Below are 23,779 nucleotides of genomic sequence, written 5' to 3'. Positions count from 1 at the left end.
CTGTGGAGTAGCACAGCAGGCCGGTCGTGGTGGAGTTCGGTAGCTGCTATCGCCTGCGTCGCCGCGGCGGTTTCCTGGACGCCCCCGAGCGAACACTCCGAGTGCCCGGGGGCTGGCCGGTTTTCTGTTTCCGGTCGGAACCGGCCGGTGCACCGCCTGCTTTGCGCGCAGACGGTGAGCGGGAACTGCGTGCGGAACGACCCCGGACGACACCCACGAACTCCTCGACCGTCTCGGTGGTCGCCGCGGCGGGCCACGCCAGCGCGATCTGCGTCGGCGCGGCGTCGGTCACCGGCCGATACACCACATCGCGCCGAGCATGCAGGCGGGCGATGGAATGGGGAACGATGGCGGCGCCGACACCGGCCGCCACCAGTTCGATCGTCATCGCGGCGTCATCGAGATCGCTCGAGTCCTGCGTCGGCTCATCGGCCAGGTCCGCGGTGGTGACTTCGTTGAACAGCGAGATCGGATGATCCTTGGGCACGACAACGACAGCCACCTCGTGATACAGCGGAATAACGCTGAGGTCCGCACGATCGATCGGCAGCCGGACGAAGCACATATCGACCCGGCCTGTCCGCAATGCCCCCAGTTGGTCGGCTCCGGCGATCGGAGTCACCTCGAGCGGGATACCGGGGAACCGTTCCCGCCAGATCCGCTCCCATTTCGTCACCGTCACCCCGGGGACGAAACCGACCCGTAGCCCAGGTTTCGTCTCGGGTGCCTGCTCGCAGCGGGCTGCGTCGGCTCGGGCCACGGCCGCTCGCGCCTCGATCAGCAGCTCGCGTCCGGCTTCGGTCAGCTGCGTGGGCCGGGCTCCCGGCACGAACAGCGCCGTGCCCAGTTCACGTTCCAGATCGATGATGGTGCGGCTCAGCTGCTGGCGCGAGATGTGCAGGGATTCGGCTGCCCGCGCGAAATGCAGCTCCTCGGCGACGGCGACAAACCAGCGTAGTCGCGTCACCTCGATGGAATCGGCCCGGTTCATTGCACGCAGCGTATTGCACCTGCGCGGTGAACCGGTACGGACGGGTACGGATACGCTGTGAGAGTGAGTCCGGACAAGAAACCACAGATGCTGAAACCGCTCACCGCGGCGAACAAGCTGGGCATTTATCTCCCGGCGGCCCCGGAGAGTTTCCGGAACTCACCGATCTCACGTGACGACCTCGACGCACTGCGCACCAACCCACCGGAATGGTTGACCGAACTGCGCCGCCGCGGGCCGTTCCCGCGCGATATCGTCGCCCGCAAACTCGGTATCTCCAACAGCGGGCTGGCTCGCGCCGGAGTGCCCGACGCGCTCACCGCCGACGAGATCGCCGCGTTGATGGCCGACCCGCCGGACTGGCTGCTCCGGGAACGGGAGAGTTATGCCGCGGTCCTGCGGGACAACGAACGGATCGCAGCGGACCGGGAACAACGCCGGGCTGCGTCGAACCGGCCCGCCAAGAATCGTCGATAATCCATCCAGAGCTCCGGGGCCGGCTGCACGCCTGTCCGGGATCGGCAGCTGGCGCCCACCCAGCAGGTCGTCATGACTGGTCGGTGCACGCTGACCGGTGCACGGTTCCCGCCCGGTGGCCGGGGCATACTACGGCCCTACTCGGTATCGGCCGGCGGACCTCAGACCGGTGGCGGCTCGATATCGCAGGTGCCGCGCAGGCGGTCGGCCGCCGACCGGTAGTCGGGGTGATCGTCACCGAGCGTGGCTGTGTACCGCTCCAGCGTGTCGCGTTCCAATGCCTCCGCCTCCTCGTCGCGGCCGAGGGCGCGCAGATCGAGCCCGAGGTTGACCGCGCATTGCAGGGTGTAGGGGTGGTCGTCGCCCCGGACCCGGCGGGAGCGTTCCAGCACCTCGGCCCCGAGTTCGGCGGCCTCGGCCACCGTGCCGAGCCCCGCGAGGTCGGAGGCGATATTTGTCTGCGCCGCCAGGGTGTACGGATGATCGGCCGTCAGCAGATCGGTGAAGATCTTCTCCGCTGCACGATCGAGCGCCAACGCCTCCTGGTACCTGCCGTCGGTTCGCAGCGCGGCAGCATAGTTGACCGCGCACGCGGCGGTGTACGGGTGATGCGGGTAGGTGGCCGCACACAGCCGATGAGCTTCGGCGGCGTGTTCCACGGCCAGTTTCGTGGCGCCGGTGAGCCGATAGTCGTTGGCGACATTGGTGCGGGCAGCAACGGATTCGGGGTGGCCGCTGCCGTAGACCTTCACATGATCGGCCAGTGCGCTCTGCTGTGTCGCCAGTGCCTCCTCGTAACGTCCGGCTTTGCGGTAGGAGACGGCCAGGTTTTTGCGGGCACGCAGAATATGCTGCTGCAGTGGGTTGCCAAGCAGGTCGACGAAATCGTTGAGCACTCGTTCCTGTAGGGCGGCCGAGGCCCGGTAGCTGCCGAGTTCTCGCTGATCGCGGGCCACGTTGTTGACGCAGTGCAACCGCAGGATCGGGTTGTCCGACAGCATCGGATCGTTCTGGAAACGCTCGTAGTTCCCGGCATCGAGGTGCAGGGCCTCCGCGAAGCGGCCCATCACCCGGTAGGAAACGGCGAGGTTGTGGGCGGCGCGCACTGTTTCGATGTGATTGTCGCCCAGGCATTCCTGCGCCCACGCGTGGGACTGCTCGTTGTAGCCGACCGCGCCCACCCAGTCACCTGCCAGGCGCAGGCACGCGGCGATCAGGTCGCCGGCCCAGACGTATTCCTCCGGGTAGCGGTCACGGCAGTGTTCGACACCGGACAGGGCTGCCGCGGCCGCGTCGCGTGCCTGCTCCCAGTCGCCGAGCTGCCACAGCGCATTGCCGGTCACAATCCAGATCCGGACCACGCGGATATCGTCACCGCCCAGCAGGTCTGTCCACTCCACTGCGGCGCGGCGGCCCAAACCGGCGGCGGCGGTCAGTTCGCCCTGGACACGCAACGCTTCGACGACGTGGCGGATCAGTTCGGGTAGTTGCGCGCACGGGTCGTCCAGATCGGCCACCCGCGAGCAGGCCAGGATTTCGGTGTGCGCGACCTGCTGCCACAGCCACAGATATCGGCCCCAGAGGGTGGGCAGATCGGTGCGCTGCGGATCTGCGTCGCACAGCACCTGATGCGCGATATGGCGGTTGGTGTCGGCGAGGGCGCCGGGCAGGAAGTCACGGATGCCGTGCCAGGGCACACTGTGGATCTTCAGCGCCCGGCCGTGTTCGGTGATCGGGTCGGCGCAGATTTGGGCGACCGAATCGCGGGTGGCCAGCTCGAGGACGTTGCGGCGGCGATGCTCGTTGGCCAGTGCGTCCGCGAGTTGGCCGGGCAGCCGGGTACCTGCCCGGCGCTCGGCTCCCGGCAGCTGGGAAGTCAGCAGTGCCAGCGGAATCGGTGTGTCGGGGGCGAAGCAGGTGAGCAGCCGCAACAGTTGACCGGCTGCCCACGCGTCGGATCCGGCGGGTTCGTCGATCAGCGGCCGCACCGAGTCGCCGATAATGGACGCGGCCCGCTTGTAGGACAGCGTCAGTTCCTTTTCCAGCAGCAGGAACGGCGAGGACCGCACCCGTTGCAGCAGCTCGGTGTCGACGGCGTCCAGGCCGCGGGAACCCCGGTGCGCAAGGGCGTTGAGCAGGACGGGGCTGCCGTCGACAGCGTCGCTGAATTCCTGCGCCAAGTCCTCGGCTATGTTGTCGACGTGTCTGCGCAGGAAGTCGGCGCCTTCCTCGACGGTGAACATCGGCACCGGGATCGGTTGCGGGGTGTCCCACTCGGAGACCTTCGACGTGAGCAGCACATGCCCGTATCCGTCCCACGGCACCATATCCGACAGCAGCGCCGGTTTCCGCGGCAGCGGAAGTTGCTCGCGGCCGGTGCGGTGATGGTCGGGAGTGACGTTGTCGTAGATGAGCAGGTACCGGATGCCGGAGCGGCGTAGTTCGGCGACCACTTCGTGGTGCCGGGTATCGCGCGGCAGCGAATCGGGGAGACCGAGCGGTTTGGCCAATTGGCCGAGTTCGGTGCGCATGACCGCACCGTTCTCCCCGGGAATCCAGGCGATCAGGTCGTACTGGGAACGGAACCGCCGCACATAGGCGGCAGCCAGCCAGGTCTTGCCGCTGCCCGCGACACCGGTCAGTACGGCTGCGCCGGAGGTGTCCAATTGGTCGCGGATGGCGTCGAGTTCGGTATCGCGGCCGTAGAACCACTCCGGTTGATACTGCGGCATCGTCTTGGACTGGTAGTCGACGAACATCTGCTGGCTCGGGTACCGCACCCGCATCCGGGTCGCCTGTAGCAGCCGCAGCGGCGCGGTGCCGAGGCTCGAGTCGCGGCCCAGCATCCGCAACACCTTCGACTTGGCTTGGGATGCGTCGGGAAGCAGACGCAGATCGACTGCGGATATCGCGCCTGCCGTGTCGGGCACGGGGGCGGTGGCGACGATGACCGCCAGCACACTGCCCGGCCCGGTGGCGTAGCGTGCCCAATCCTGGGGCGACAGCCGAGCGGTTCGCATAAAACTGCCGCTGACCACCAGAACCATCGTTTGTCCTGCTATCGGGTCCGGTAACGCGGCGCCGGTCCGAACACGGCGGGTGTGCACGTCCAGCCCGGCGTCGGTACCGATCTGCTGCAACCACAGCGCCCATACCGCATCCTCGGCGGCATAGGCGATCGTGATCGACTCGGGCGTGCTCGGATGCGCGGACATCTGCGCCAAGTTCGCTGCTCCCCTCACGGTATCGGCGCGGCCGGGCGGCCGTCGCTGTCGGTCGCGGCGGTACGCCGCATCAAGATCACGAAACGCCGCCCGGCCGGGGTGAGCCGATCCGAGCCGAGCAGAGTGTCACACGCGGCGATCGCGGCCTGAGTAACCGGGTCGGCACACAGGCTCGGCCGGGCGATATGCCGCCGGGGTGCGGTGCTCGTGGCGGCGGCTCGTCGCAACAGTCGCGCAACCGCCACATGCGCGTAGACGCCGTGCAGAACGGCGCTCGCCGGTCGCGGTTCGGCTCGCCACGGCGAGGGCAGGTCCGCTGGACCGTCCACCGTGATCAGCGGCCTGATCTCCATCAGCGCACCGAGTTTCGAATGCTGGAATTCATGCAGCAGACCGGCGGCCATTTTCACGGCATCGGCAGGCAGCAGCATGGCGGTAGCGCCGAACGAGTCCGTCAATGTGGCGGAGACGAACGAATAAGTTTCCTGGCTGCGGGGAAGTACCGCCCGCATCCCGCGCGACAGGGGAGCGGCCAGTTCCGGCACGACGGTGCCGAGCAGTTCCAGCGCTGCGTCGAAACGGTGTTGCCACAGCCGGAACTCCGCATCGCTGCGTGGTTCCCACCTGCTTTCCGGTCCGTCGACGGGTTCGTCGGGCCAGGTGGAAGGGGTAGGCGGCAGATCATCGAATTCGACATCGACTGCTCGGTCGGCTAACTGTGCGGACAAACGCCGCAACGGCGTCCATCGGTAACCATCGGGCAGCGGCGCTGTTTTCCCGTCGTAGCGAACACGCACCGACATCGCGACCGGTCCGGTCCAGCAGCCGAGACCGGGCAGCACTACGGCGTCACCGGATTGCGGCAGTTCCAGATCGAACTCGACCCCGGCCTGCACGGCTGCCGCGGCGGCGAACGAGGCGAGGTGCGCCACGGGCGGATCCGCCTCGGGTGCTGCGCCGTTGCCGTGGGCCCGGACTGCGCACACCGTCACCCACCCGCCGAAACGGGGATGCAGCAGTACTTCTCGCACCACCGCCGGGTTACGCCGCTGCACCTCGGCCAGCAGATCGAAACCCGCGCGAGCTACCTGGTGTGCGTTGTCGCGGCCGCCGCGCAGGGCGGCGGCCAAGAAGGCGAGGTTGCGGCTGATGCGGGCGCGTTGCAGCAGAGGCAGCGTGGTCGGATGGTCCGTCATCGTGGCCAGCGCCTCGAGTTCGGCTCCGGATACGGTCAGCATGCCCTCCCGGTGATCGTTGCGGGCCCGCGGCGCTCGGAGCGTTCTGGGCAGGGCGATCATGCGGCCCCGCCCGAGCTGTGGCCTGCGAATACGATCCCGACCGCGGCGCGGCGACGCAGCGCGGTGTGTAAGGCGCGGCTCACCTCGGGCCGACTGTCACCGAGTAGATCCTCGAGCGGTAAGTCGGTCAAATCGGGTAGGCCATGTGTGGCCTCGGGTTCCATCGGACACCCCTCCCCTGACGAGTCGGACAGATTCCGGCGGCGGGGCTGGAATCCGACAGCCGTGCGACTCGTCCCGGTTCGTTTCCTCGAGACGACTGTTTTCAACATAACCGAAACAACCAATTGCGGGGAACGCCTTGTGGTTCGGTCCGATTCCTGACTCGGGAACACAGTGATACCGCCGGTGAACACGGTGGCGATCACCACCGCAACCACAAGACCCGGGGGCGGCAGCAGATAACCGGCGACCTCACCGGCGAATACGATCGCTGCCAGCGGTGCACGGACCGCCGCGCCGAGGCAGGCCGCCAACCCGGCGAGGGTGCAGGCGGCGACCGGCCCCGGCTGCACACCGGCTTCGACGGCGAGCCGCCAGCCCAGCGCCCCGGCGGTGGCCCCGATGACCATCGCGGGTCCGAACACCCCACCGACACCGCCCGCGTGCAAGGTCACGGCGGTGGCTCCGATCTTGACCAACGGCAGCACGGCAAGCAACCACAGCGGCAGCGCGGCGACACTGGACGGCGAAAGCCCCAGCGTGGCAACACCGTAACCGGTGCCGAGTGCCATCGGCACGAAGATGCCGACCGTGCCGACCGCCGCGCCCGCTGCCGCGGCGGTGATTCCGGGACGTTTCCGCGCCGGTTCGAGCAGGCGGCCGACGCGATGAAAGGTCCACACGTACAGGCGGGCCAGTACCGCGCAACCCAGGCCGATCAGCGCCAGCACCGCGGCGGCGACCGGGTCCCACAGCGCACCGAGGTCGGCGACACCGAACATGGGGTGATAGCCGTACAGGCCGATGAAGACGCCGAAGCCGAGCAGCGCGGTCGGCACGGTGTACCCGATCAGCCGCCAATCGCCGCCCCGGCGGCGCAGGAGTTCGGCGCCGAGCACACCGCCCGCGATCGGAACCTGGAACAGCGCCCCCACCCCGGCGCTGAGCGCGGCGACGACCACCACCCTCGCCTGTGCTCGGCTCAATCCCAGTCGCCGGGTGATCGCGGCGCCCAGCGAGGCCGTTACCTGCACCACCGGCCCCTCCGTGCCACCGGACCCGCCCGAGCCGAGGGTCACTGCGGTACCTGCCAGTTTGGCGGCGGCGCCGCGGGCGGTGAGCCCGCTCAGCTCACGGGTGTTGACCGCATTGATGACCCCGTCGGTGCCGTTCACTGTCGGACCACCGAGCCGCGACAGTGTTGTCGCGGCAAACATTCCCGCGGCGACGAGCAGCGGTAGCAGCAGCGCGCTGCGGTTGGGCAGTGGGCCGGCCGGAGCGTGCCACAGCCCGTCATCGACCGGTTCGAGGTGGATCACCGAACCCAGCAATATCTCGGTGGCGGCGTCGAGGACGAAACGCAGTGCGGCCGCGCCGAACCCGGCCGCGACCGCTGCACCCACCAGCGCCGCACCGAAGACGAACCACCGCTGTCTCGGCGTGGCGGACACGGTCATGGCGAACCGCTGCCGGTGGCGACGGCGTCGAGCGCCCGTCGGGCCTCGGCGACGGGTGCGGTGTGTTCCGCCGCAGACAGGGTGGCCAGGATGCTCGACAACTCACCCGCAATACGCGGCGGCAACGTGCCGGTGCGCACGACGTCCACCGTCCGCGCTACCGTGTCCAGCAGTGCGGTGCGGGTACGCTCGGTCGGCGGGCTCGCCAAACCGGCCGCCGCATAACGGAAGTATTCGGCGACACGGGCTTCCAGTTCGCTGTCCGGGTGCGCCGACAGCGCGGCGATACCGAGGTAGGCCCGGGCGATGGTGAACATCAGGACCACATCGCGGTCCCGGTCGTCTTCGCCGTACTCCGCCGCCGCGAGGCACAGGTCGACCGCTTCCCACGCATAGATGGGCTCCCCGGTGATCTCGGAGCGCCTGAGCAGGGCGTCACCGAGGCGCTCGGAGAGCTCGGCCCGCGCCGGGCCGTCCGGCTCGGTGGCCTCGAGCGCGCCGCGCAGCACCCGGGTCGCGTCGGTCAGGAAATCGGCTCCGCCTGCCACCTCGAACCGCTCCAGCAGCAGTTGCCCCAACCCGGACAGGACTGCGATGCCCGCTTCGCTGTCGCCGAGCTCAGCGACAGCGGTTTTGGCGACCGCGATTGCCTCGTCGAGGTCGGCGATGGTGCCGCCGAGTTCCCAGCGCTGCCGCAGCAGCGAGATAAGTTGCGCCAGCAGATCGGCTCGCCGGGGGTGGCCGCTCGGAAGCAGTTCCAGGGCAGCCCGTGACGAGGCCAACGCGGCGTCGGCGTCACCGTGCCGCAGCGCCTCGATGGCTTCGTCGACCGCGGCGGTATAACGACGTTCGACGTCTTCGCCGGGTGACTCGGCTTGCGGGTCGGGGAAGTTCGGTGCGATGCGCCGCAATGTCTCCGGTGCCAGGTACGCGAACGGCGTTCCGCCCCGGGTCGGCTGCGATACGGCGGCGCGGAACACCGGGCCCGGCACGTTGTACCGCTGGGCGATGAACCGTGACGCGGCGGCGAGCACCTGCGCGGCTTCGCTGCGCGGAATCGCCTTGCGCAGGATTTCGGCGACATCGGGCCGGAACGCGAAAACCCGGCTGTCCTCGGGGACGGTGTACGGCGGGGCGGAATCGGCGGCTGCCTCCTCGATCAGGCCACCGGCCAGGACCTCGGCCAGCACACTGCGTTTACTGCCCGGCAGTATCGCCTGCTGCACCAGCCGCATGATCGGCAGTACCAGCGGAACCTGCGCCAGGCTGGCGGCAAGGCGAAATGCCTCCGGCGACGACGCTGCCCGGAAACGCCGCACCCGTTCGAGCGCGCTGCGGCCCAACTCCAGGTCCTGTCGCACCGCCAGTGGAAGCGGCTCCTCTGCGGCCGCCGGCTCGGGCCTGCGTAGCAGGGGATAACCGGCCGAGCGCCGCTCTCCGGACAATAGTTGCGCCCACGGCCTGATCCAGCCGTCGGTCAGTTCGAGCACCGGGATCGGCGTGGTCCGCGCATCGGCGGGCGTGAGCACCCGCAGCGGCGACGGACGGTCGGCGACCACAGCGGTGATGCGTCCGTGCCCCCAGTCCAGACCGGTCCGGCGCCACATGCTGCTGGGTAGCGGCTGCACGATCGCCACCGGCGACCGCGCGGCCAGCCGCTCGAATTCGGCAGTCATGGTGCCGCGCACCCACGCGTCGCCAAGGCAGGCGCTGAACACCATGACGACACGGCGGCCGGACGGATCCGACAGCACCGACAGCGGACGCTGCGGCGGTCCGTGGGCGTGGGTGGCCAGCCGCGGTGTGCCCGCACTGTCCTCGTCGAGATACCACACCGTGACCCGCCGGAACCCGACCGAATTCACCAGGGTGCGCACCGCATCGGCCAGTCCACTCCACGCCGCCATCGACGGATGCCGGTCGAAAACCAGTGCTGCTTCGCGCTGCCGCACCAGCTTCGCCCTGGTCACCGGCCAGGCGACTGCCGTGCGAGCTATGCGTTCGACCGATGCGTCCTCGTCGAAGACCCGCTCGGCCGGATCGGGGATCCGGCGGGCGAGCGGCCGCAACTCACCGAGCAGGTTGGTGCCGGAAGCCAGTGGTGAGGGTGCCGGGATATCGACTTCGATCCGGGACGGCCACGCGACGGGCGTGCCGGGCGAGGGGGCGGTGGGAACCTCGCGCGGCAGCAACGGCTGCATCGCTGCGGTATCGACGGTCGGCAGCGCCGGTGCGGTTTCGACGTCCGGTGCGGCTGTCCCGGGCTGGGTTTCCGCCGAATTCTCGGGCGACGAATTTGCAAGGGAATCGATATGCTTCGCCAGCCAGAGCGCCTCGGCGACAGTACCGCCGTCGAGGTCCAGCCCGCGCAGCGCGTCGAGGAGATCGGACAGGCTCGCCATCTCACCCTCCGCTGTCCGTGGGCTGCATGAGCCGCTCCGCCAGCCGCTGCCGATCCAGCCGGTCCGCATCATCTGCCTGGGTGGCTTGGGTCAATACATGCAGGGCGATCAGCAGTCGATCGGTCGGCAGCGATCCCAGCTCGCTGCGCCGGCGAATGAAATCGTCGATGATGTCGCCGTATTCGTCCGCCACCGCGGTGCCCAGATGCGCGGCGACCACGCGTTCCAGCTGCGGACGCTCGGGTTTCTCCAGTTGGAGCTGTAGGCAGCGCCGCAGGAAGGCGGGCGGGAACTCCCGCTCGCCATTGCTGGTCATGATGATCACCGGGAACGCGTTGCACTGGACGAAACCGTCCTGGACCGGGACCCGTTCGCGGCCTTCGTGCGTGAAGACTTCGACCTGAGGCCGGTAGGCCCGGATCCGCCGCAGCTCGTCGATCTGGTACTCGCCGTTCTCGAAGACGTGCAGCAGATCGTTGGGCAGGTCGATATCGGCCTTGTCGATCTCATCGATCAACAGCATCCGCGGTGTGTCGTACGGCAGCAGCGCGGTGCCGAGCGGGCCGAGCGTGATGTAGTCGGCCAGATCGGTCGCCGCCCCGTTGTGGTGTGTCTGGGTTTCTCGGAGCTGGGCCTCCTCGAAGCGGCGCAGTGCGTCGTAGTGGTAGAGGCCGTCCCGCAGGCTGCTGCGGCTGGTGATCGGCCAGTGCAGCACCGGGCCGAGTCCGAGCTCACGTGCGATGAGATAGGCGAGTGCGGACTTCCCGAGGCCGGGCGCCCCGGTGACCAGCAGGGGCCGCCTGCACAGCAGGGCGGCGTTGATGACATCGAGGTCGTCCGAGCGCAGCTGGTGCGCGCCGATCCCGTCCCGTCCCAGTTTCCGGTCCATCTGGGCGGGCTGATCCGGCTGCGGTTCCGGCGGCGGCAGCGTCGGACTCCCGCTGAAGGTGCGCGAGATCATCGGCGGGGGTACAGCGGCCCAGCCGTGGGGCCGTGGTTCGCCCGAGCCGTGGAACACATGCCAACGCGGCGCTGTCATTTCCGCTCCCGTCTCATAGCGACCGCGGTCCGGCAAGTGGAGGCGGGCGCCTTCTGCTTTCACCTGGTATATCGACGACGCACAAGATCTTGCTCCAGAATTCGCCGGGTGCGGTGGAGCCCGGGCTCGTGTCCCGTTCGGACGCGTCGGTAGTGGTGGTGTGGTGTCGGTCGCCGTGTGCATGGTTTTTCTGCTCACGCCAGATGACGCTGTACCAGTCCGTCGGCATGGCCCCGGCGAGCTGAGCGGTCAACTCGGTGCGAAAGGAGGTGCCGTCACACCCGGCACCGGGATGCGTCCGGCAGCTCGTGGTCCGCCACACCGTCAAAGGAAGTGCATTGCTCGCAGCTGCTGTCAGCACCTCGGCAGTCGGAGGTTCGGATATTCCGATTCCATCGGGTGCTTCGGAGCCGGTGAACATCACCTGCAGGCCCTCGAGGGCCCTGGCACGTATATCGGAGCAGCCCAACCAGACGAGCGCGCCGGTTTCCCTGCGCCGCAACCGTTCCCAGCGTAGCTGCAATTCAGCGATCTGTTCGCTGCTCTTCTCCCAGGTGCAACTCCGCCGCAAACGCATCGCGAATTTGCTGAACGGCCGCTGGTCCGCGCGCCGCCAGGTATACAGTGGTTCTTCGTCCAGTCGGTCGTCGGGCAACGCCACCACGATTTCTACCGCATCATGAGGTTTGTCGATGGTGCTCAATTCGAAGTCCAGCGCTTGTTTCAATTCCCGCTTGGCCTGGTCATAGCTGGAAAACCGCTCAGAGGTCGCGACCGAGATGATTTCCTGCGCCCCGTATTTCCTAGCCAATTCGTACCTGTGTGGGACTTTACCGTGATTGCCCAACCGGGGGCCTTCTTCCGGCAGGATGACGCCGAACAGGGTGGTGACTTCGGTCACCGCGTGCTGCTGTGCGGTCAGAAAGCGGCGTTCGAATCGCGGAAAGTCGCGGGGAAGAATGATGTTCCGCGGCATCTCGCGCAAACCTTTGGCGACCACCGGGTCCATCCGCAGATAATTTGGGGCAAGGGCGCAGAATCTCGCCAGGTCCATATTCCGGTTCTGGCATTCTGTACCGATGTACTCGGCCAGGTCACGTAAGGTGACCAAACGACTCCGGTCGGGGGGCAGGGAGTCACGGAACAGTTCCTCGATCAGATCGTCCGGGACGCGCCGTTCGGCACCGGTGGATATCCGTGCGATCCAGCCGTGCGCTTCCACCAGCCATCGCCGGATCGTTGCTTCCGAACCGACCAGGCGATCAGCCCACCGCTGCTGGTCCCGATGATGTGCGTCGTGGGAGGTGACGATCTCCTCGTACAGGTCGCGCCCGAACTTCCGCAACCCGTCCAGCAGGGGCGAAATCGCGCCGCCCTGTGCGGTGTCGATGTTTTCGCTCGCTTTGACGAACCCCACGACCCCGCCGTGGCGCAGCGACCACACCGGGCCTCCCGACATACCGCGAATGACGGAACGTTCCCCGTCCACGGTGGCGAAGCGGGGATGGATATCCCGGACCCGGTACCCGCGGTAGACCTCTATGACACGATCGACGTAGCTCGGGTTGAGCGCGCAGACCAGCAGCTCGTCACCGGAGGAGAGCACCGGCTCAGCCATCAGCACACAGGGCGCCGCCAGACCGTCGGGCTGCTCGATCCGCAGTACAGCGAGATCGTCGAAACCCCAGCGCGAACCGGCTTTCGGCGGCTCGGACGCAACAACGACCTCGGCCATGCATTCGCTGCCCTCACCGAACGACAGCCGCATCCGTTCACCGACCGAATACGCGACATGGGCTGCGGTCACCGCGTAATCCGGCGCGATCCGGAACGCGGTGCCGATGAATTCGGCGTCGAGGCGGTCGGCGGACACGGACGCGGAGGCACCTCGCAGCAGATCGTCTATATCGGCGTGCTCGGGCACGGTGCCATCTCCCTAAACCTCGCCAGCCGCATCAGGTGCCGAGCCCGTATTCCAGTCGAGTTGCACCTTCAGCGACGCCTTCGCACCGCCCGACGCCAGCACGGCCACGACCCGGCCCGCATCCAGTGACAGTTCGAGGCCGAACTCGACCGATATCCGATCCGGCTTCAGCCCGTCGACGCTGTCGTGCACCGATGCAGCGACGCTGCGGATGGTCGGTCCGAGTGTTTCGAGTTTGAATCGGTCGCGCAGGCCGACGTCCACGCCGGTGGAGGTCCGTGCGCTCTCGTCGACTCGCGCGTGAATGACTGTCCCGTCCGGCATTTCCACACGCTCGATGTGCGTCATGCCCTACCCCCGCTCCTCGTTCGGCCGCAGATCTACAGTACCGGCCAGGCGAACCTCATACCGCGAGAATGCAGTTCACCGGCCACGGACGCCCGGTCGAACCTCACCCGCCCGGAGCCGGAGGCAGAGTAACACCGAAAAACCATGCACGACAGAGGTTCTTGGCGAAGGCGCACCCAGGTTCGGCATGTCACAGGCAACACACCGCGACAACCTCTCGGCAACGACAACAGGCTTGCGTCGGCGTCTGTATCGCGCAGACGCGCTCGAGCACCGCGCGGTCGGTGCAGATCGGGCAACGCCGACCGGACCGACCCGGTGCAAGCCTGTTCAGGACGGATCACGCCGATCATCGCATCGATATTGCGCTGGGATGTTCGAGGATGCGGGCCTGCTCGGCCCGAGCGCAGGGTCTGTGCCATCGCCCTGCCCAATCGGAATTCCTGATACGAAACGAGTCCGCCCTGGATCGGTACGGAACGCGGAGTTCACCGGTGTGTGCGGCCGTTTCGGTTGGGGGTGCCCGGTCTCCGGATACCGCTGGCTGGGATTCCGGTCGAAGGGGGTATTTTCCCGGTGTGGCATCCCCGCGAATCCATCTCGGCCCTGAACAAGACCCGAACCTGGCCCGCGCCATCGAGCAAGGCGGCGGTGTGTCGGCGCCGCTCGAGGCAGCGGAGGCGGTGGTGTGGACCGGGCGACCCGGCACCTTCCCCGCCGACCTTCCCGACACGGTTCGCTGGGTGCAGTTGCCGTTCGCCGGTATCGAGCCGTGGATCTCGGCCGGGGTGATCGATGAGCGCCGGGTGTGGACTTCGGCGGCGGGAGCGTATGCGGCGCCGGTCGCCGAACACGGTGTCATGCTCCTGCTCGCGGGTGTACGGGCGCTTACCGGGCCGGTGCGCGCCAACTCCTGGCGTCAGGGGGAGTTCGGGGCGCGGGTGCAGACATTGCAGGCAGCGACGGTGGCGATCGTCGGTTGCGGCGCGATCGGGCGGGCGATGATTCCGATGCTCACCGGGTTGGGGGCACAGGTGCTGGCGGTGACACGGTCAGGTGTTGCGGTGGACGGAGCGGCGCAGACCGTCGCCGCGGACCGGACCCCGGAAATCTGGCAGGCAGCAGATCATTTCGTCCTCGCGGCGCCCGCTACACCGGAAACGAAGTACCTGGTCGATGCCGGTGTCCTGGCCCGGATGAAACCGTCGGCGTGGATCGTCAACCTCGCCAGAGGGACGCTGATCGACACCGACGCGCTGGTGCGTGCGCTGGTCGACGGCTCGATCGGCGGCGCGGCGCTCGACGTCACCGACCCGGAACCACTACCGGACGGCCACCCCCTCTGGACGCTGCCCAACGCCATCATCACCCCGCATATCGCGAACCCGCCGGACGGCCTGCCCGCACTGCTCGCCCGTCATGTGGCGGCCAATGTCGCACGGTTCGCTGCCGGGCAGCCGCTGCACGCGGTCATCGACCTCGAGCGCGGTTACTGACCCGGTCACTTCGTGTGGGTGACCATCACCGGACAACGCGCGTGCTGTACGAGCGCATTGCTGGTCGAACCGAGCAGCAGCCCACGGAAACCGCCGCGTCCCCGGCTGCCAACCACGAGCAGCTGCGCGGTTTCCGACCATTCCAGCAGATGTTTACGCGGCGACGCCGGATACATCTTGCGGACGACCGGCACGTCCGGATACTTCTCCTGCCAGCCCGCGAGACGTTCGGCGAGCACCGCCTGCTCGATGGCCTCCAGATCGGCCACAGGGACGTCGACGAAGGCGGTGCCCGCATAGTCGGCGAACGCCAGATCGCTCCAGGCGTGCACGGCGACCAGTTCGGTTTCGCGCTCGGCGGCCTCGGCGAACGCGGCTGCGATCGCGGTATCGCTGCTGCGGCTGCCGTCGACACCGACGACGACGGGGCCGCTGTGCCTGATGCCTTGCCCGGTGGAGCTTTCGCGGACCGCGACGATCGCGCCGTGGCCGTGGCTGGTCACCGCGAGCAGCGAAGAACCCAGATGCGACAGGGAGCCGCCCGCCGCGGCACCTAGCGCCACCAGATGGGCGGATTTCGACAGCTCGATGAGTAGTTTCGCGCCACTGTCGTCGGATAGTGCGGTCTCGACCGCGAGGTGCGGGTCCACCTCGCGTGCGATCCGCCGGGCGGCTGCCAGCACCCGCTCGCCGTGCCTGCGTAAGGTGGCGGAGGCTTCGTCGACCAACTGTCCGTAGGCGAGTAACGCGCGGGCGGGATACAGGTTCATCCCGTGCGCGATGACCAGGGTGCGCTTGCGCTGCGCGGCCGCTTCGGCGGCCCAGCCAACAGCGAGATCGGAAGCCGGGGTGCCTTCGGCGCCGACCACCACCGCGGCCGATACCAGCTGGTGGGTGTCTGTGAGGTATTCGTCGCGCATAGCCGGTGTCCTCCCTGTCGCTGGCGTCGGTCACCGCCGAGGGCCGGAAAATGCGCCCTTCCGGCGGGGCCCGGTCCCCTTGGTCGCGAGTATGAACCCTTCGAGTGTTCTCTGCATCCCCGTGCAGGTGAAATGGGTGGCGCGCCGCACAGAGACTTGTTCGGCCGGGTGATCTGCGTCGATCATGATCACGTGTTGATATCGGATGGGGTGATCGGGTTACGCCCGATTCAGGTGGGCGACGCCCGGACGCATCTGGCGGCAGAGGACGCGGCTTCGGCGCGATGGCGGGGCGGCGCGGCGGAGACGCTGGAGCGGGTGGTGGAGCATTTCCGCGAATGCGAGCAGGAATGGGCAGTCGACGGACCGGGCAAAACGTTCGCGGTGGTGGATCTGGCGAGCGCGACAGTGATCGGCACGCTGGATATCCACACCGAACGTGCCTACTTGGCGGCGCGGCAGGCCGATGTGGGGTACGGGATCTATCCGGCCTGGCGGCGGCGGGGGATGGCGGCGCGGGCGGTGGTGCTGGCCTGCCGGTATATCGCCGGGCGCGATCTGGCCGATGAGGCGGTGCTGCGCATCGACCCGGACAACACCGCATCGGTTTCGGTCGCGCATCGGGTCGGATTCGGGTATCACCACAGCACCGACGACGCCGAGCACGGTCGCTTGGACTGGTTCATCCAGGCTGTCTGAGGCCGAGGTCGAGCACCTGGCGCAGATAACCCAGGCCCATGGGGACGATCGCGATCGCGGGGTCCGTGTGGTCAATGTGCCAGCATCGGCTCGTCCTCAAGCGCCTTTACGGGTGGTTTTTTTGGCGGGTGCTTTTTTGGACGTGGTTTTTTTGGCGGGTGCCGCCTTTTTGGCGGTGGTTTTCTTGGCCGGCTTCGATGAGCCGGTGTCGCCGCGTCGTCCGCTGGCTTCGAGGCTGCGCTGCAGCGCGACGATCAGGTCGACCACTTCGGCGTCCAGGGCGGGTGCGGCGGCTTCCGGGGCGGCGACCACTTTTTCGCTGCCGCTGGCAATCGCCTCGTCGATGACATCCTTCAGTTCGATCTGGTATTCGTCGGTGAACTTGTCGGGGTCGAAATCGTCCGACATCGAATCGACCAGCGTTTCGGCCATCCTGATTTCCTGCGGGCGCGGTCTTCCGGCCTGTTCGATTGATTCGAACGACATCGAACGCACCTCGTCCGGCCACAGCAGCGTCTGCAGCACCAGCATGCCCTCGCGTACTCGCAGCGCGGCCAGTCGCGTTTTCTGCCGCAGCGTGAAATGCACGAGCGCGGTGCGCTCGACCCGCTCCAGGGTGGCCGTGAGCAGGACGTAAGCCTTGGGGGTGGCGGAATCGGGTTCCAAATAGTAGGTCTTGTCGAACAGAATCGGGTCGATCTGTTCGGACGGTACGAACTGCAGCACCGGAATCTCGTGTTTCTCGGCGACCGGCAGTTTCGCGAAATCCTCGTCGGTGAGGATCACCCTGTCGCCCTCGGGTGATTCATAGGCCTTGTCGATATCGGCGTATTGCACCGTTTTCCCGCACACGGTGCAGACACGGTCGTATTTGATCCGGCCGCCGTCTTCGGCGTGGACCTGGTGGAACTTGATGTCGTGGTCCTCGGTGGCGGAGTACACCTTCACCGGGACGTTCACCAGCCCGAACGCGATCGAGCCTTTCCAGATTGATCGCATTACTCCATCATGGCCGAACCGATGCGGGTCCGCAGGCCAGTTGGTAACCGGAGTGTCGCTGCCGCGACACGACGGCGTATCGGAGCGGGGAGGTCGGCGAAAATACGGGACATCGCGGCGGCGGTACCGGCCGGATCGGTGCGGCCGGACAGGTAGGCGCGTTGGAGATCCGGCGGTATGGCAAAGAATGCGTCGAAGAAGTCGGGCAGATCGGCGGGGGGAAGCGACAGCAGTGCCCGCAGCCCCGCCAGCCGGAGCCGGTGCACGGCCCGTGCGCTGGGCGGCCAGGCCGTACCGCCCGTGGCGACCGTATCGGCGGCGGCCAAGGCGGCTGCGACGCTGTACCCGGTCGCCGGATGGGTCAACGCTCCCGCTGCGCCGAACCGGTCCGCTCCCGGCCGGCCGCCGGTGACCGGGAACCGCACCCGCTCCACCCGCTCGCGGCCGGTGCAACCGACCCCGCGCGCCCGCAGCCGGTGGTGCAGGCGCTGCTCGAGTTCGCCGAGCTCCAGGGCGGGTCGCCCGGCCAGGCAGGTTTCCTCGAACAGCATCGCCTCGCCTCCCAACGGGATGGCGTAGAGGAACGAACGCGGTGCGTCGGCGGGGGCGCCGTTGTCGAGCCGCCAATCCATGAACAGAGCAGACTGCGCGAGATCCTGTGCATCCAGCACCAGGCCGTACGCCGTTTGTTCGGCGCGGCCGGGGGTTCGGCCGAGGCCGCGGGCATCGATAACGCGGTCGGCACGCAGCACCGACCCGGACGCCAGCTCGACTTCGCGGCGGCCGATCGTCTTCGCCCGACCGGTCACCACCGTCGCCCCGGTCAGGTCGAGCGAATCCTGGAGGCGGCCGGTGTTCAGCACGGCATAGGTGCGCGGGAGTGCGTGCTGGCGATGACCGTAGGCGATCGGCTCGACCACAGTGGCCGCCACCGCGCTCCGGTCCACCCAGTCCGGCAGTTCATCGGCCCACACCGCATATGTCGCGGTCCACCGGCGCTCCGGTGCGGGATCGACAACGGTCACCGACAGCCCCCGCGTCAGGCAGCGGTGGGCGAGCGCACGCCCGGCCGGGCCGAGCCCGCAGACGACGATATCTCGCGTCATGGTGTGGCCGGGCCGGCTTCGCGGCGGCGCAGGTGTTCGGCACGCTGGGCGAATCCGTCGCAGAGCGCGGTCAGGCCGATCCGCAGCATGTCGACTTGGTCGAATTCGCTGCCCGTTCCGCACAGTTCCATCAGGATCGGCGGGGTCGGGTAGCACGGATTGCCCTCCAACAGGGTGCGCAGGCCGTTCTGGTCGGCGGCGTCCGGTTCCTTGTGGGGGAGCAGGGCGGCGCTGATATGCGGCAGGGTCGCTCCGGAGATGTAGTTCCACACTGCGAGCGACATCAGGGTCGCCTCGTGGGTACTCACCTCCAGTTCGCGGAAGCCCTCGACCAGCCAGGCCAGGCCGTCGAGGCTGCCCGGTCCGAAGCTGTAGCGGGGGACGGTGAAGGCCAGCAGCACCCACGGATGGTACTGGTAGAGCGTCCAGTCGATCTCCCCGGCGATCTGCACCCGGTGCCGCCAGGTCCAGTCCGCCGGGACCGGACGCGGGTAGGGGTATCGGGTGGCCACCTCGTCGGCCATCGCAGCGACCAGTTCGTCCTTGTTCGCGATATGGCGGTACAGCGACATCGCGCCGACGCCCATGCGCTCGGCGATGCGGCGCATGGACAGCGCGTCGAGTCCTTCGGCATCGGCCATGGCGATGGCGGTGTCGATGATCGCGTCGCGGGTGAGCTTGGTGGGCTCGGTCACAGAAAAACTCCCTTTCGCCTCCCTCACGGCATGCGTACACTGTACCCGTTGGACAGGCGTACGCCGTACGCATCGTGGACCAGAGGGTTTCGATGATCGAGAGGAAGTATCGATGACACACGTGAAGGCGCTGCCTTCGGCGCCGGATACGAGCAGCTCCCGGCGTGCCTGGCTCGGGCTCGCCGTGCTGCTGCTACCGGTGCTGCTGGTGTCGATGGATATGTCGGTGCTGTTCTTGACACTGCCGACGCTCACCGTTGATCTGGACCCCTCGGCGGCCGAGCAGTTGTGGATCCTCGATATCTACGGCTTCCTGATCGCGGGCTTACTGATCACCATGGGGAATCTGGGCGACCGGGTGGGCAGGCGGCGCATTCTGCTGGCAGGCGCCACCGTGTTCGGGATCGCGTCCGTGATCGCGGCGTTCGCACCGAGTGCACCGGTGCTGATCGCGGCCCGCGCACTGATGGGTATCGGTGGCGCGACCTTGCTTCCGTCCAGTTTGTCGTTGATCTCCAGCCTGTTCCCGGACGCCCGGCAGCGGGCGCGCGCGATCGGGGTGTGGACGGCGTTCTTCGCGGGCGGTTCCGCGGTCGGCCCGATCATCGGCGGTATCCTGCTGCATCACTTCTGGTGGGGGTCGGTGTTCCTGATCAACGCGCCGGTGCTGCTGGTGCTGCTGGTGTTCGGGAAGCTGCTGCTGCCCGAGCATCGCTCGACCACCCTCGGCCCGCTGGATATGCCGAGTGTCGCGCTGTCGATCGGCGGGATCCTACCGCTGGTGTATGCGATCAAGCACGTCGCCGAATACGGAATCGATGCCGAAGCGCTGGTGATCGCAGCGATCGGCGCGATCGTGCTCACCTTGTTCGTGCGCAGGCAGCGTCAGCTGAGTGAGCCGTTGCTGGATCTGAAACTGTTCGCCCGCAAGCGGTTCGCGGTGGCGGTCGGGTCGAGTACGGCGGGGATGATGTCGCTGGCGGGGATGAGCTTCCTGACCAGTGTCTTCCTGCAGTCGGTCGCCGGAAGGGACCCGCTGGCGGCGGCGGTGCTGGGTATTCCGATGGCGATTACGGTGTTCGTGTTTTCGATGTCGGGCTCCGCGGTGGCGCGGTGGCTGGGTGTGCGAGCGGCGTTCGCGCTGGGGCTGACCGCGGCCGCCGTCGGTAACCTCATGCTGTTGGGGGTGGGAGTCGCCGACGGAATCGCCTGGTATATCGCAGGTTCGGCGGTTGCGGGCATCGGTTACGGCGTGGTGTTCACGCTGGTCTCGGAGGTCTCGGTGGCGTCGGTACCACCGGAGCGGGCCGGTTCGGCGGTCGGTATTTCCGAAACCAGTTTCGAACTGGGCAATGCGCTCGGATTGGCACTGCTGGGTTCGCTGGCGGCGCTGGTCTTCCGCTCCGGCGGCGACTTCGCGTCCACCCTCGGTGAAACGATCCAGTTCGCCGGTTCCGATACCGCGCTCATCGCCGCGGCGCGGGCGGCGTTCGTCGACGGTATGCATATCGCCACCACGGTCGGCGCTGCGGTTCTGCTGGTGATGGCGGCGGTGGTGTTGCTCGCCACCTCGCGTACCGGCGAGCCAGCCGAACCAGCGGAAATGGTTGACGCGCCCAGGCCGGGAGCCTAGCTGTCGCAGGCTCCCGACTCGGGCCCACTGTGTCCGGCACGCGCAGGCCGGTTCACGGCGGCATCGGTGGCGCAGGGCTCTTCATCTCTGCCCTGGCCACCCCTTCCGGGTGAGGCAGGCGTCAGGACGGTGTCGCGGGGGCGGTCCCGTGCGGGGGAGCGGCAAACCCGTCGATCGCGCCGACGGCCGCTCCTACTCCCGCTCCGACGGCAGCGAACGGGGCGGCGACGAACGCGTAGCCGATGGCAGCGCCTATGACCGGTCCGACGAGCAGGCCGATGGGCAGGAACGGGATACCGGAGATGAATCCGGCGATCGCGCCGACCATCGCGCCACTGGAGGCAATCGGCGAGGCCACCGTGGAACCGACAGAAGCGCCGATCGCGGCCGAGCCGAGGACTTGGCTGGCGATCTTGTCGGAGCGGGTGCGTTCGATGCCCACCGAGTCCAGGAAGGTGGCCAGATCGGCCTCAGCCTGGGCTGCTCCTTCGTTGATCGGCGCAATATCGAGACCGGGGAAATGGGGGTCGTCGATCATGACGTATCCGACGCGCAGTTTGCCAGGGGGCGCCTCGATCGGGGCGACCTTTTCGACCGGCACCGGTGCATGCAGCTCACCGAGCGGGGCCAGGTAGCTGTGGTTCGGTATGGGGCGGGTAACGGGCGCGTCGGCAGGCGGTACCACTTGATCGATGGGCGCGGGCTCGGCAACCGGGGCCGGTTCGGGCAGTGTCGCGGTGAACTGCGTTGCGGCCGGAGGCAGGGGGACGCCGGCCTGGGCCGCGAGGTCGGTTGCTGCTTGCACGGCGTTGTCAGCGGCCGCTCGGACCGCCGGGTCGGCGGTGACCTGGGCCGTGAGATCGGCGGCGGCCTGTGTCACCGGCGCGGTGACGGCCTGGATCAGTGCGGCCGGGTCCGGCTGCGGCGCGGCGATCGGCACCGCGGGGGTGCCACCGGGGATCGGTTGCCCCGCTACCGGAGCCGGGACCGGATCGGCGGAGGCGGTTCCGGTGCCGATCAACGCGATGACCAGTGGCACCGCACCTGCGGCGACGATCGACCCCACCATTTGCCGTTGTGGACTGACAGCCCTGTGCTTGCCTTTGCCCATGATGGCCTTTCGTTCGGAAGGTAGTAGTCCCACGTTCGTTCGACATTCGGATCAGATCGCCATCCGGATGGGATAGGGCGAAGGATGGGCGTTGGTCCTCCGCCTTGCGAGACTCCTTACGGCCCTGGGCATACGACGCCATCGGCCCCGCCCGGGGTTGTCCGGGTGGGGCCGAGGTGCGTTTCTGTTGTGGCGAAACCGGTGCGGTCAGCCCGCTTTGCGGTCGCTCACTTTCTTTTCGTCGCGCCCTTCCATGGATTCGTCGTTACCAGGCTCGGCGGTGCCGTTGGCCGTGGCAGCGCCGGCGGGTGCTTCGGTGCTCTTCGACGCCGCGTCGGCCCGGCCCGCCGAGTCTGCGGTGTCTTTTTCGGAGTCGTTGATCGCCTCCAAGGCCAGCCGGGCGAACACCCACTGTTCGGTGGCGGCCATCTGGCCGCGGCTGCGGCCGAGGAAGGTGACGAACCACTGGATGACGGTGACGATGCGGCTGCGGTAGCCGATCAGGTAGTACAGGTGCAATGCCAGCCAGGCCAGCCAGGCGATGAACCCGCCGAACTCCAGCTTCCCGACCTGACAGACGGCGCTGAACCGCGACACCGTCGCCATACTGCCCTTGTTGAAGTACTTGAACGGTTTGCGTTCCTGCGGCGACTGCCCGTTCAAGCCGGCTTTGATCTGTTTGGCAGCGTATATTGCGCCCTGGATGGCGCCCTGGGCTTGGCCGGGCACACCGGGTACCGACATCAGATCACCGACCACGAATACATGGGGGTGACCTTTGATGGTCAGATCGGGTTCCACGATCACCCGGCCCGCCCGGTCGACCTCGGTGCCCTCGGAGCGCTCGGCCAGCATCCGGCCGAGTTCGCTCGCTGCGACACCGGCCGACCACACTTTGCACGCCGATTCGATGCGGCGGATGGTGCCGTCGCTGTCCTTCACGGTCACCCCGTGCGCGTCGATATCGGTCACCATGGCGTTGAGCTGGATCTCCACGCCCATGTTCTCCAGCCGCCGCTGCGCCTTGCCGCCCAGTTTCGGACCCATCGGCGGCAGCACCGCGCCCGCTCCTTCGAGGAGGATGACGCGGGCCTCCCGCGGGTCGATGTTGTGGAAGGTGCCCTCCAGGGTGCGGTCGGCCAGTTCGGCGATCTGACCCGCCAGTTCCACACCGGTCGGCCCCGCGCCGACCACCACGAAGGTGAGCAGCCGCTCACGCTCCTCCTGTGTGGTGGCCAGTTCCGCCTGCTCGAACGAGCCGAGGATCCGTGCGCGCAACTCCAGGGCGTCGTCGATGGTCTTCATACCGGGTGCGAACTCGGCGAAGTGATCGTTGCCGAAATAGGACTGCTGTGCACCGGTCGCCACGATCAGGCTGTCGAACTCGGTGACGGTGTCTTGGCCGAGCAGCTGCGACGTCACCGTCTTCGCCTGCAGATCGATATCGATGACTTCGCCGAGCACGACCCGCGCGTTCTGCTGCTTGCGCAGCACCAGCCGGGTGGCCGGTGCGATTTCGCCGGTCGACAGGATGCCGGTGGCGACCTGGTAGAGCAGGGGCTGGAACAGGTGGGTGGAGGTCTTGGAGATGAGGGTGACGTCCACGTCCGCGCGTTTGAGGTGCTTGGTGCCGAACAAGCCGCCGAAGCCGGAACCGATCACCACCACGTGGTGACGGCGGTTCCCGGCAGATTCAGTGCTCATCGTCGCTGCTCCTCGACAGGTCGGGGCCGGTACGCCCGGGTGATCGCCTGGCCGGACGATCTCTTTTCTGACAATCACACGGTAGTCGGCGCGT

18 protein-coding genes are annotated in these 23,779 nt (G+C 67.7%); 4 read left to right on the top strand and 14 right to left on the bottom strand.

Going from position 1 to position 23,779, the window contains the following annotated elements; translation table 11 throughout:
- Nucleotides 1-46 precede the first annotated feature (46 nt).
- On the bottom strand, nucleotides 47-991 hold the full coding sequence (locus tag B0T44_RS04195; protein ID WP_077116330.1) for a LysR family transcriptional regulator: 945 nt from the start codon (nucleotides 989-991) through the stop codon (nucleotides 47-49).
- 63 nt (nucleotides 992-1,054) lie between these two features.
- Here B0T44_RS04195 and B0T44_RS04190 point away from each other — a divergent pair, with 63 nt between their 5' ends.
- Entirely contained in the window at nucleotides 1,055-1,468 is a 414-nt protein-coding gene (locus B0T44_RS04190) for a DUF5997 family protein (RefSeq protein WP_077116331.1), read from the top strand.
- A 161-nt stretch (nucleotides 1,469-1,629) separates the two neighbouring features.
- Here B0T44_RS04190 and fxsT read toward each other — a convergent pair whose 3' ends face one another.
- From fxsT to B0T44_RS04155, 7 genes are read right to left on the bottom strand one after another with little or no spacing between them, the layout of a single operon-like run.
- Entirely contained in the window at nucleotides 1,630-4,683 is a 3,054-nt protein-coding gene (gene fxsT / locus B0T44_RS04185; RefSeq protein ID WP_077116332.1) for an FxSxx-COOH system tetratricopeptide repeat protein, read from the bottom strand.
- A 23-nt stretch (nucleotides 4,684-4,706) separates the two neighbouring features.
- Nucleotides 4,707-5,930, bottom strand: coding sequence for an aKG-HExxH-type peptide beta-hydroxylase (locus B0T44_RS04180; protein ID WP_175647989.1), 1,224 nt, complete (start codon nucleotides 5,928-5,930; stop codon nucleotides 4,707-4,709).
- A gap of 56 nt (nucleotides 5,931-5,986) precedes the next feature.
- Nucleotides 5,987-7,609: a chloride channel protein gene (locus B0T44_RS04175; RefSeq protein WP_077116334.1), complete on the bottom strand. Its 1,623-nt coding sequence runs from the start codon at nucleotides 7,607-7,609 to the stop codon at nucleotides 5,987-5,989.
- Entirely contained in the window at nucleotides 7,606-10,011 is a 2,406-nt protein-coding gene (locus B0T44_RS04170) for an SAV_2336 N-terminal domain-related protein (RefSeq protein ID WP_077116335.1), read from the bottom strand. Before B0T44_RS04170 ends, B0T44_RS04175 begins: the two co-directional genes overlap by 4 nt.
- Nucleotide 10,012: 1 nt before the next feature.
- Nucleotides 10,013-11,050 carry an AAA family ATPase gene (locus B0T44_RS04165; RefSeq protein WP_077116336.1) on the bottom strand — a complete coding sequence of 346 codons (1,038 nt, stop codon included), beginning with the start codon at nucleotides 11,048-11,050 and terminating at the stop codon, nucleotides 10,013-10,015.
- A gap of 13 nt (nucleotides 11,051-11,063) precedes the next feature.
- Complete coding sequence (locus tag B0T44_RS04160; protein ID WP_077116337.1) at nucleotides 11,064-12,974, bottom strand: S1 family peptidase; 1,911 nt, start codon at nucleotides 12,972-12,974, stop codon at nucleotides 11,064-11,066.
- 12 nt (nucleotides 12,975-12,986) lie between these two features.
- Entirely contained in the window at nucleotides 12,987-13,322 is a 336-nt protein-coding gene (locus B0T44_RS04155) for a CU044_2847 family protein (protein ID WP_077116338.1), read from the bottom strand.
- A 578-nt stretch (nucleotides 13,323-13,900) separates the two neighbouring features.
- Between B0T44_RS04155 and B0T44_RS04150 the strand changes: the two genes are divergently transcribed.
- Nucleotides 13,901-14,818 (top strand): D-isomer specific 2-hydroxyacid dehydrogenase family protein, encoded by a 918-nt coding sequence (locus B0T44_RS04150; RefSeq protein WP_077116339.1) that lies wholly within the window; start codon nucleotides 13,901-13,903, stop codon nucleotides 14,816-14,818.
- Nucleotides 14,819-14,823: 5 nt separating this feature from the next.
- Here the strand turns inward: B0T44_RS04150 and B0T44_RS04145 are convergent, their stop codons facing one another.
- Entirely contained in the window at nucleotides 14,824-15,738 is a 915-nt protein-coding gene (locus B0T44_RS04145) for a universal stress protein (RefSeq protein ID WP_077116340.1), read from the bottom strand.
- A 192-nt stretch (nucleotides 15,739-15,930) separates the two neighbouring features.
- Here B0T44_RS04145 and B0T44_RS04140 point away from each other — a divergent pair, with 192 nt between their 5' ends.
- Nucleotides 15,931-16,437: a GNAT family N-acetyltransferase gene (locus tag B0T44_RS04140; RefSeq protein ID WP_077116444.1), complete on the top strand. Its 507-nt coding sequence runs from the start codon at nucleotides 15,931-15,933 to the stop codon at nucleotides 16,435-16,437.
- 96 nt (nucleotides 16,438-16,533) lie between these two features.
- Here the strand turns inward: B0T44_RS04140 and ku are convergent, their stop codons facing one another.
- From ku to B0T44_RS04125, 3 genes are read right to left on the bottom strand one after another with little or no spacing between them, the layout of a single operon-like run.
- Nucleotides 16,534-17,436 (bottom strand): non-homologous end joining protein Ku, encoded by a 903-nt coding sequence (gene ku / locus B0T44_RS04135; protein ID WP_077116341.1) that lies wholly within the window; start codon nucleotides 17,434-17,436, stop codon nucleotides 16,534-16,536.
- Complete coding sequence (locus tag B0T44_RS04130; protein WP_077116342.1) at nucleotides 17,436-18,542, bottom strand: lycopene cyclase family protein; 1,107 nt, start codon at nucleotides 18,540-18,542, stop codon at nucleotides 17,436-17,438. Before B0T44_RS04130 ends, ku begins: the two co-directional genes overlap by 1 nt.
- Complete coding sequence (locus B0T44_RS04125; protein ID WP_077116343.1) at nucleotides 18,539-19,237, bottom strand: TetR/AcrR family transcriptional regulator; 699 nt, start codon at nucleotides 19,235-19,237, stop codon at nucleotides 18,539-18,541. Before B0T44_RS04125 ends, B0T44_RS04130 begins: the two co-directional genes overlap by 4 nt.
- A gap of 112 nt (nucleotides 19,238-19,349) precedes the next feature.
- On the opposite strand from B0T44_RS04125, the gene B0T44_RS04120 reads away from it, so the two are divergent.
- Nucleotides 19,350-20,870 carry an MFS transporter gene (locus tag B0T44_RS04120; protein WP_077116344.1) on the top strand — a complete coding sequence of 507 codons (1,521 nt, stop codon included), beginning with the start codon at nucleotides 19,350-19,352 and terminating at the stop codon, nucleotides 20,868-20,870.
- 121 nt (nucleotides 20,871-20,991) lie between these two features.
- Here the strand turns inward: B0T44_RS04120 and B0T44_RS04115 are convergent, their stop codons facing one another.
- The gene (locus B0T44_RS04115) at nucleotides 20,992-21,939 is read right to left on the bottom strand and encodes a hypothetical protein (RefSeq protein ID WP_077116345.1); all 948 of its coding nucleotides are present in this window, start codon (nucleotides 21,937-21,939) and stop codon (nucleotides 20,992-20,994) included.
- Nucleotides 21,940-22,188: 249 nt separating this feature from the next.
- Nucleotides 22,189-23,685 carry an NAD(P)/FAD-dependent oxidoreductase gene (locus B0T44_RS04110; protein WP_081511553.1) on the bottom strand — a complete coding sequence of 499 codons (1,497 nt, stop codon included), beginning with the start codon at nucleotides 23,683-23,685 and terminating at the stop codon, nucleotides 22,189-22,191.
- Nucleotides 23,686-23,779 lie beyond the last annotated feature (94 nt).

The sequence above is a fragment of the Nocardia donostiensis genome, from assembly GCF_002081715.1.
GTDB classification, from domain to species: Bacteria; Actinomycetota; Actinomycetes; order Mycobacteriales; family Mycobacteriaceae; genus Nocardia; species Nocardia donostiensis.
The sequence above is the reverse complement of the archived record's forward strand: the minus strand, read 5'-3'. Positions and strand labels throughout refer to the sequence as shown.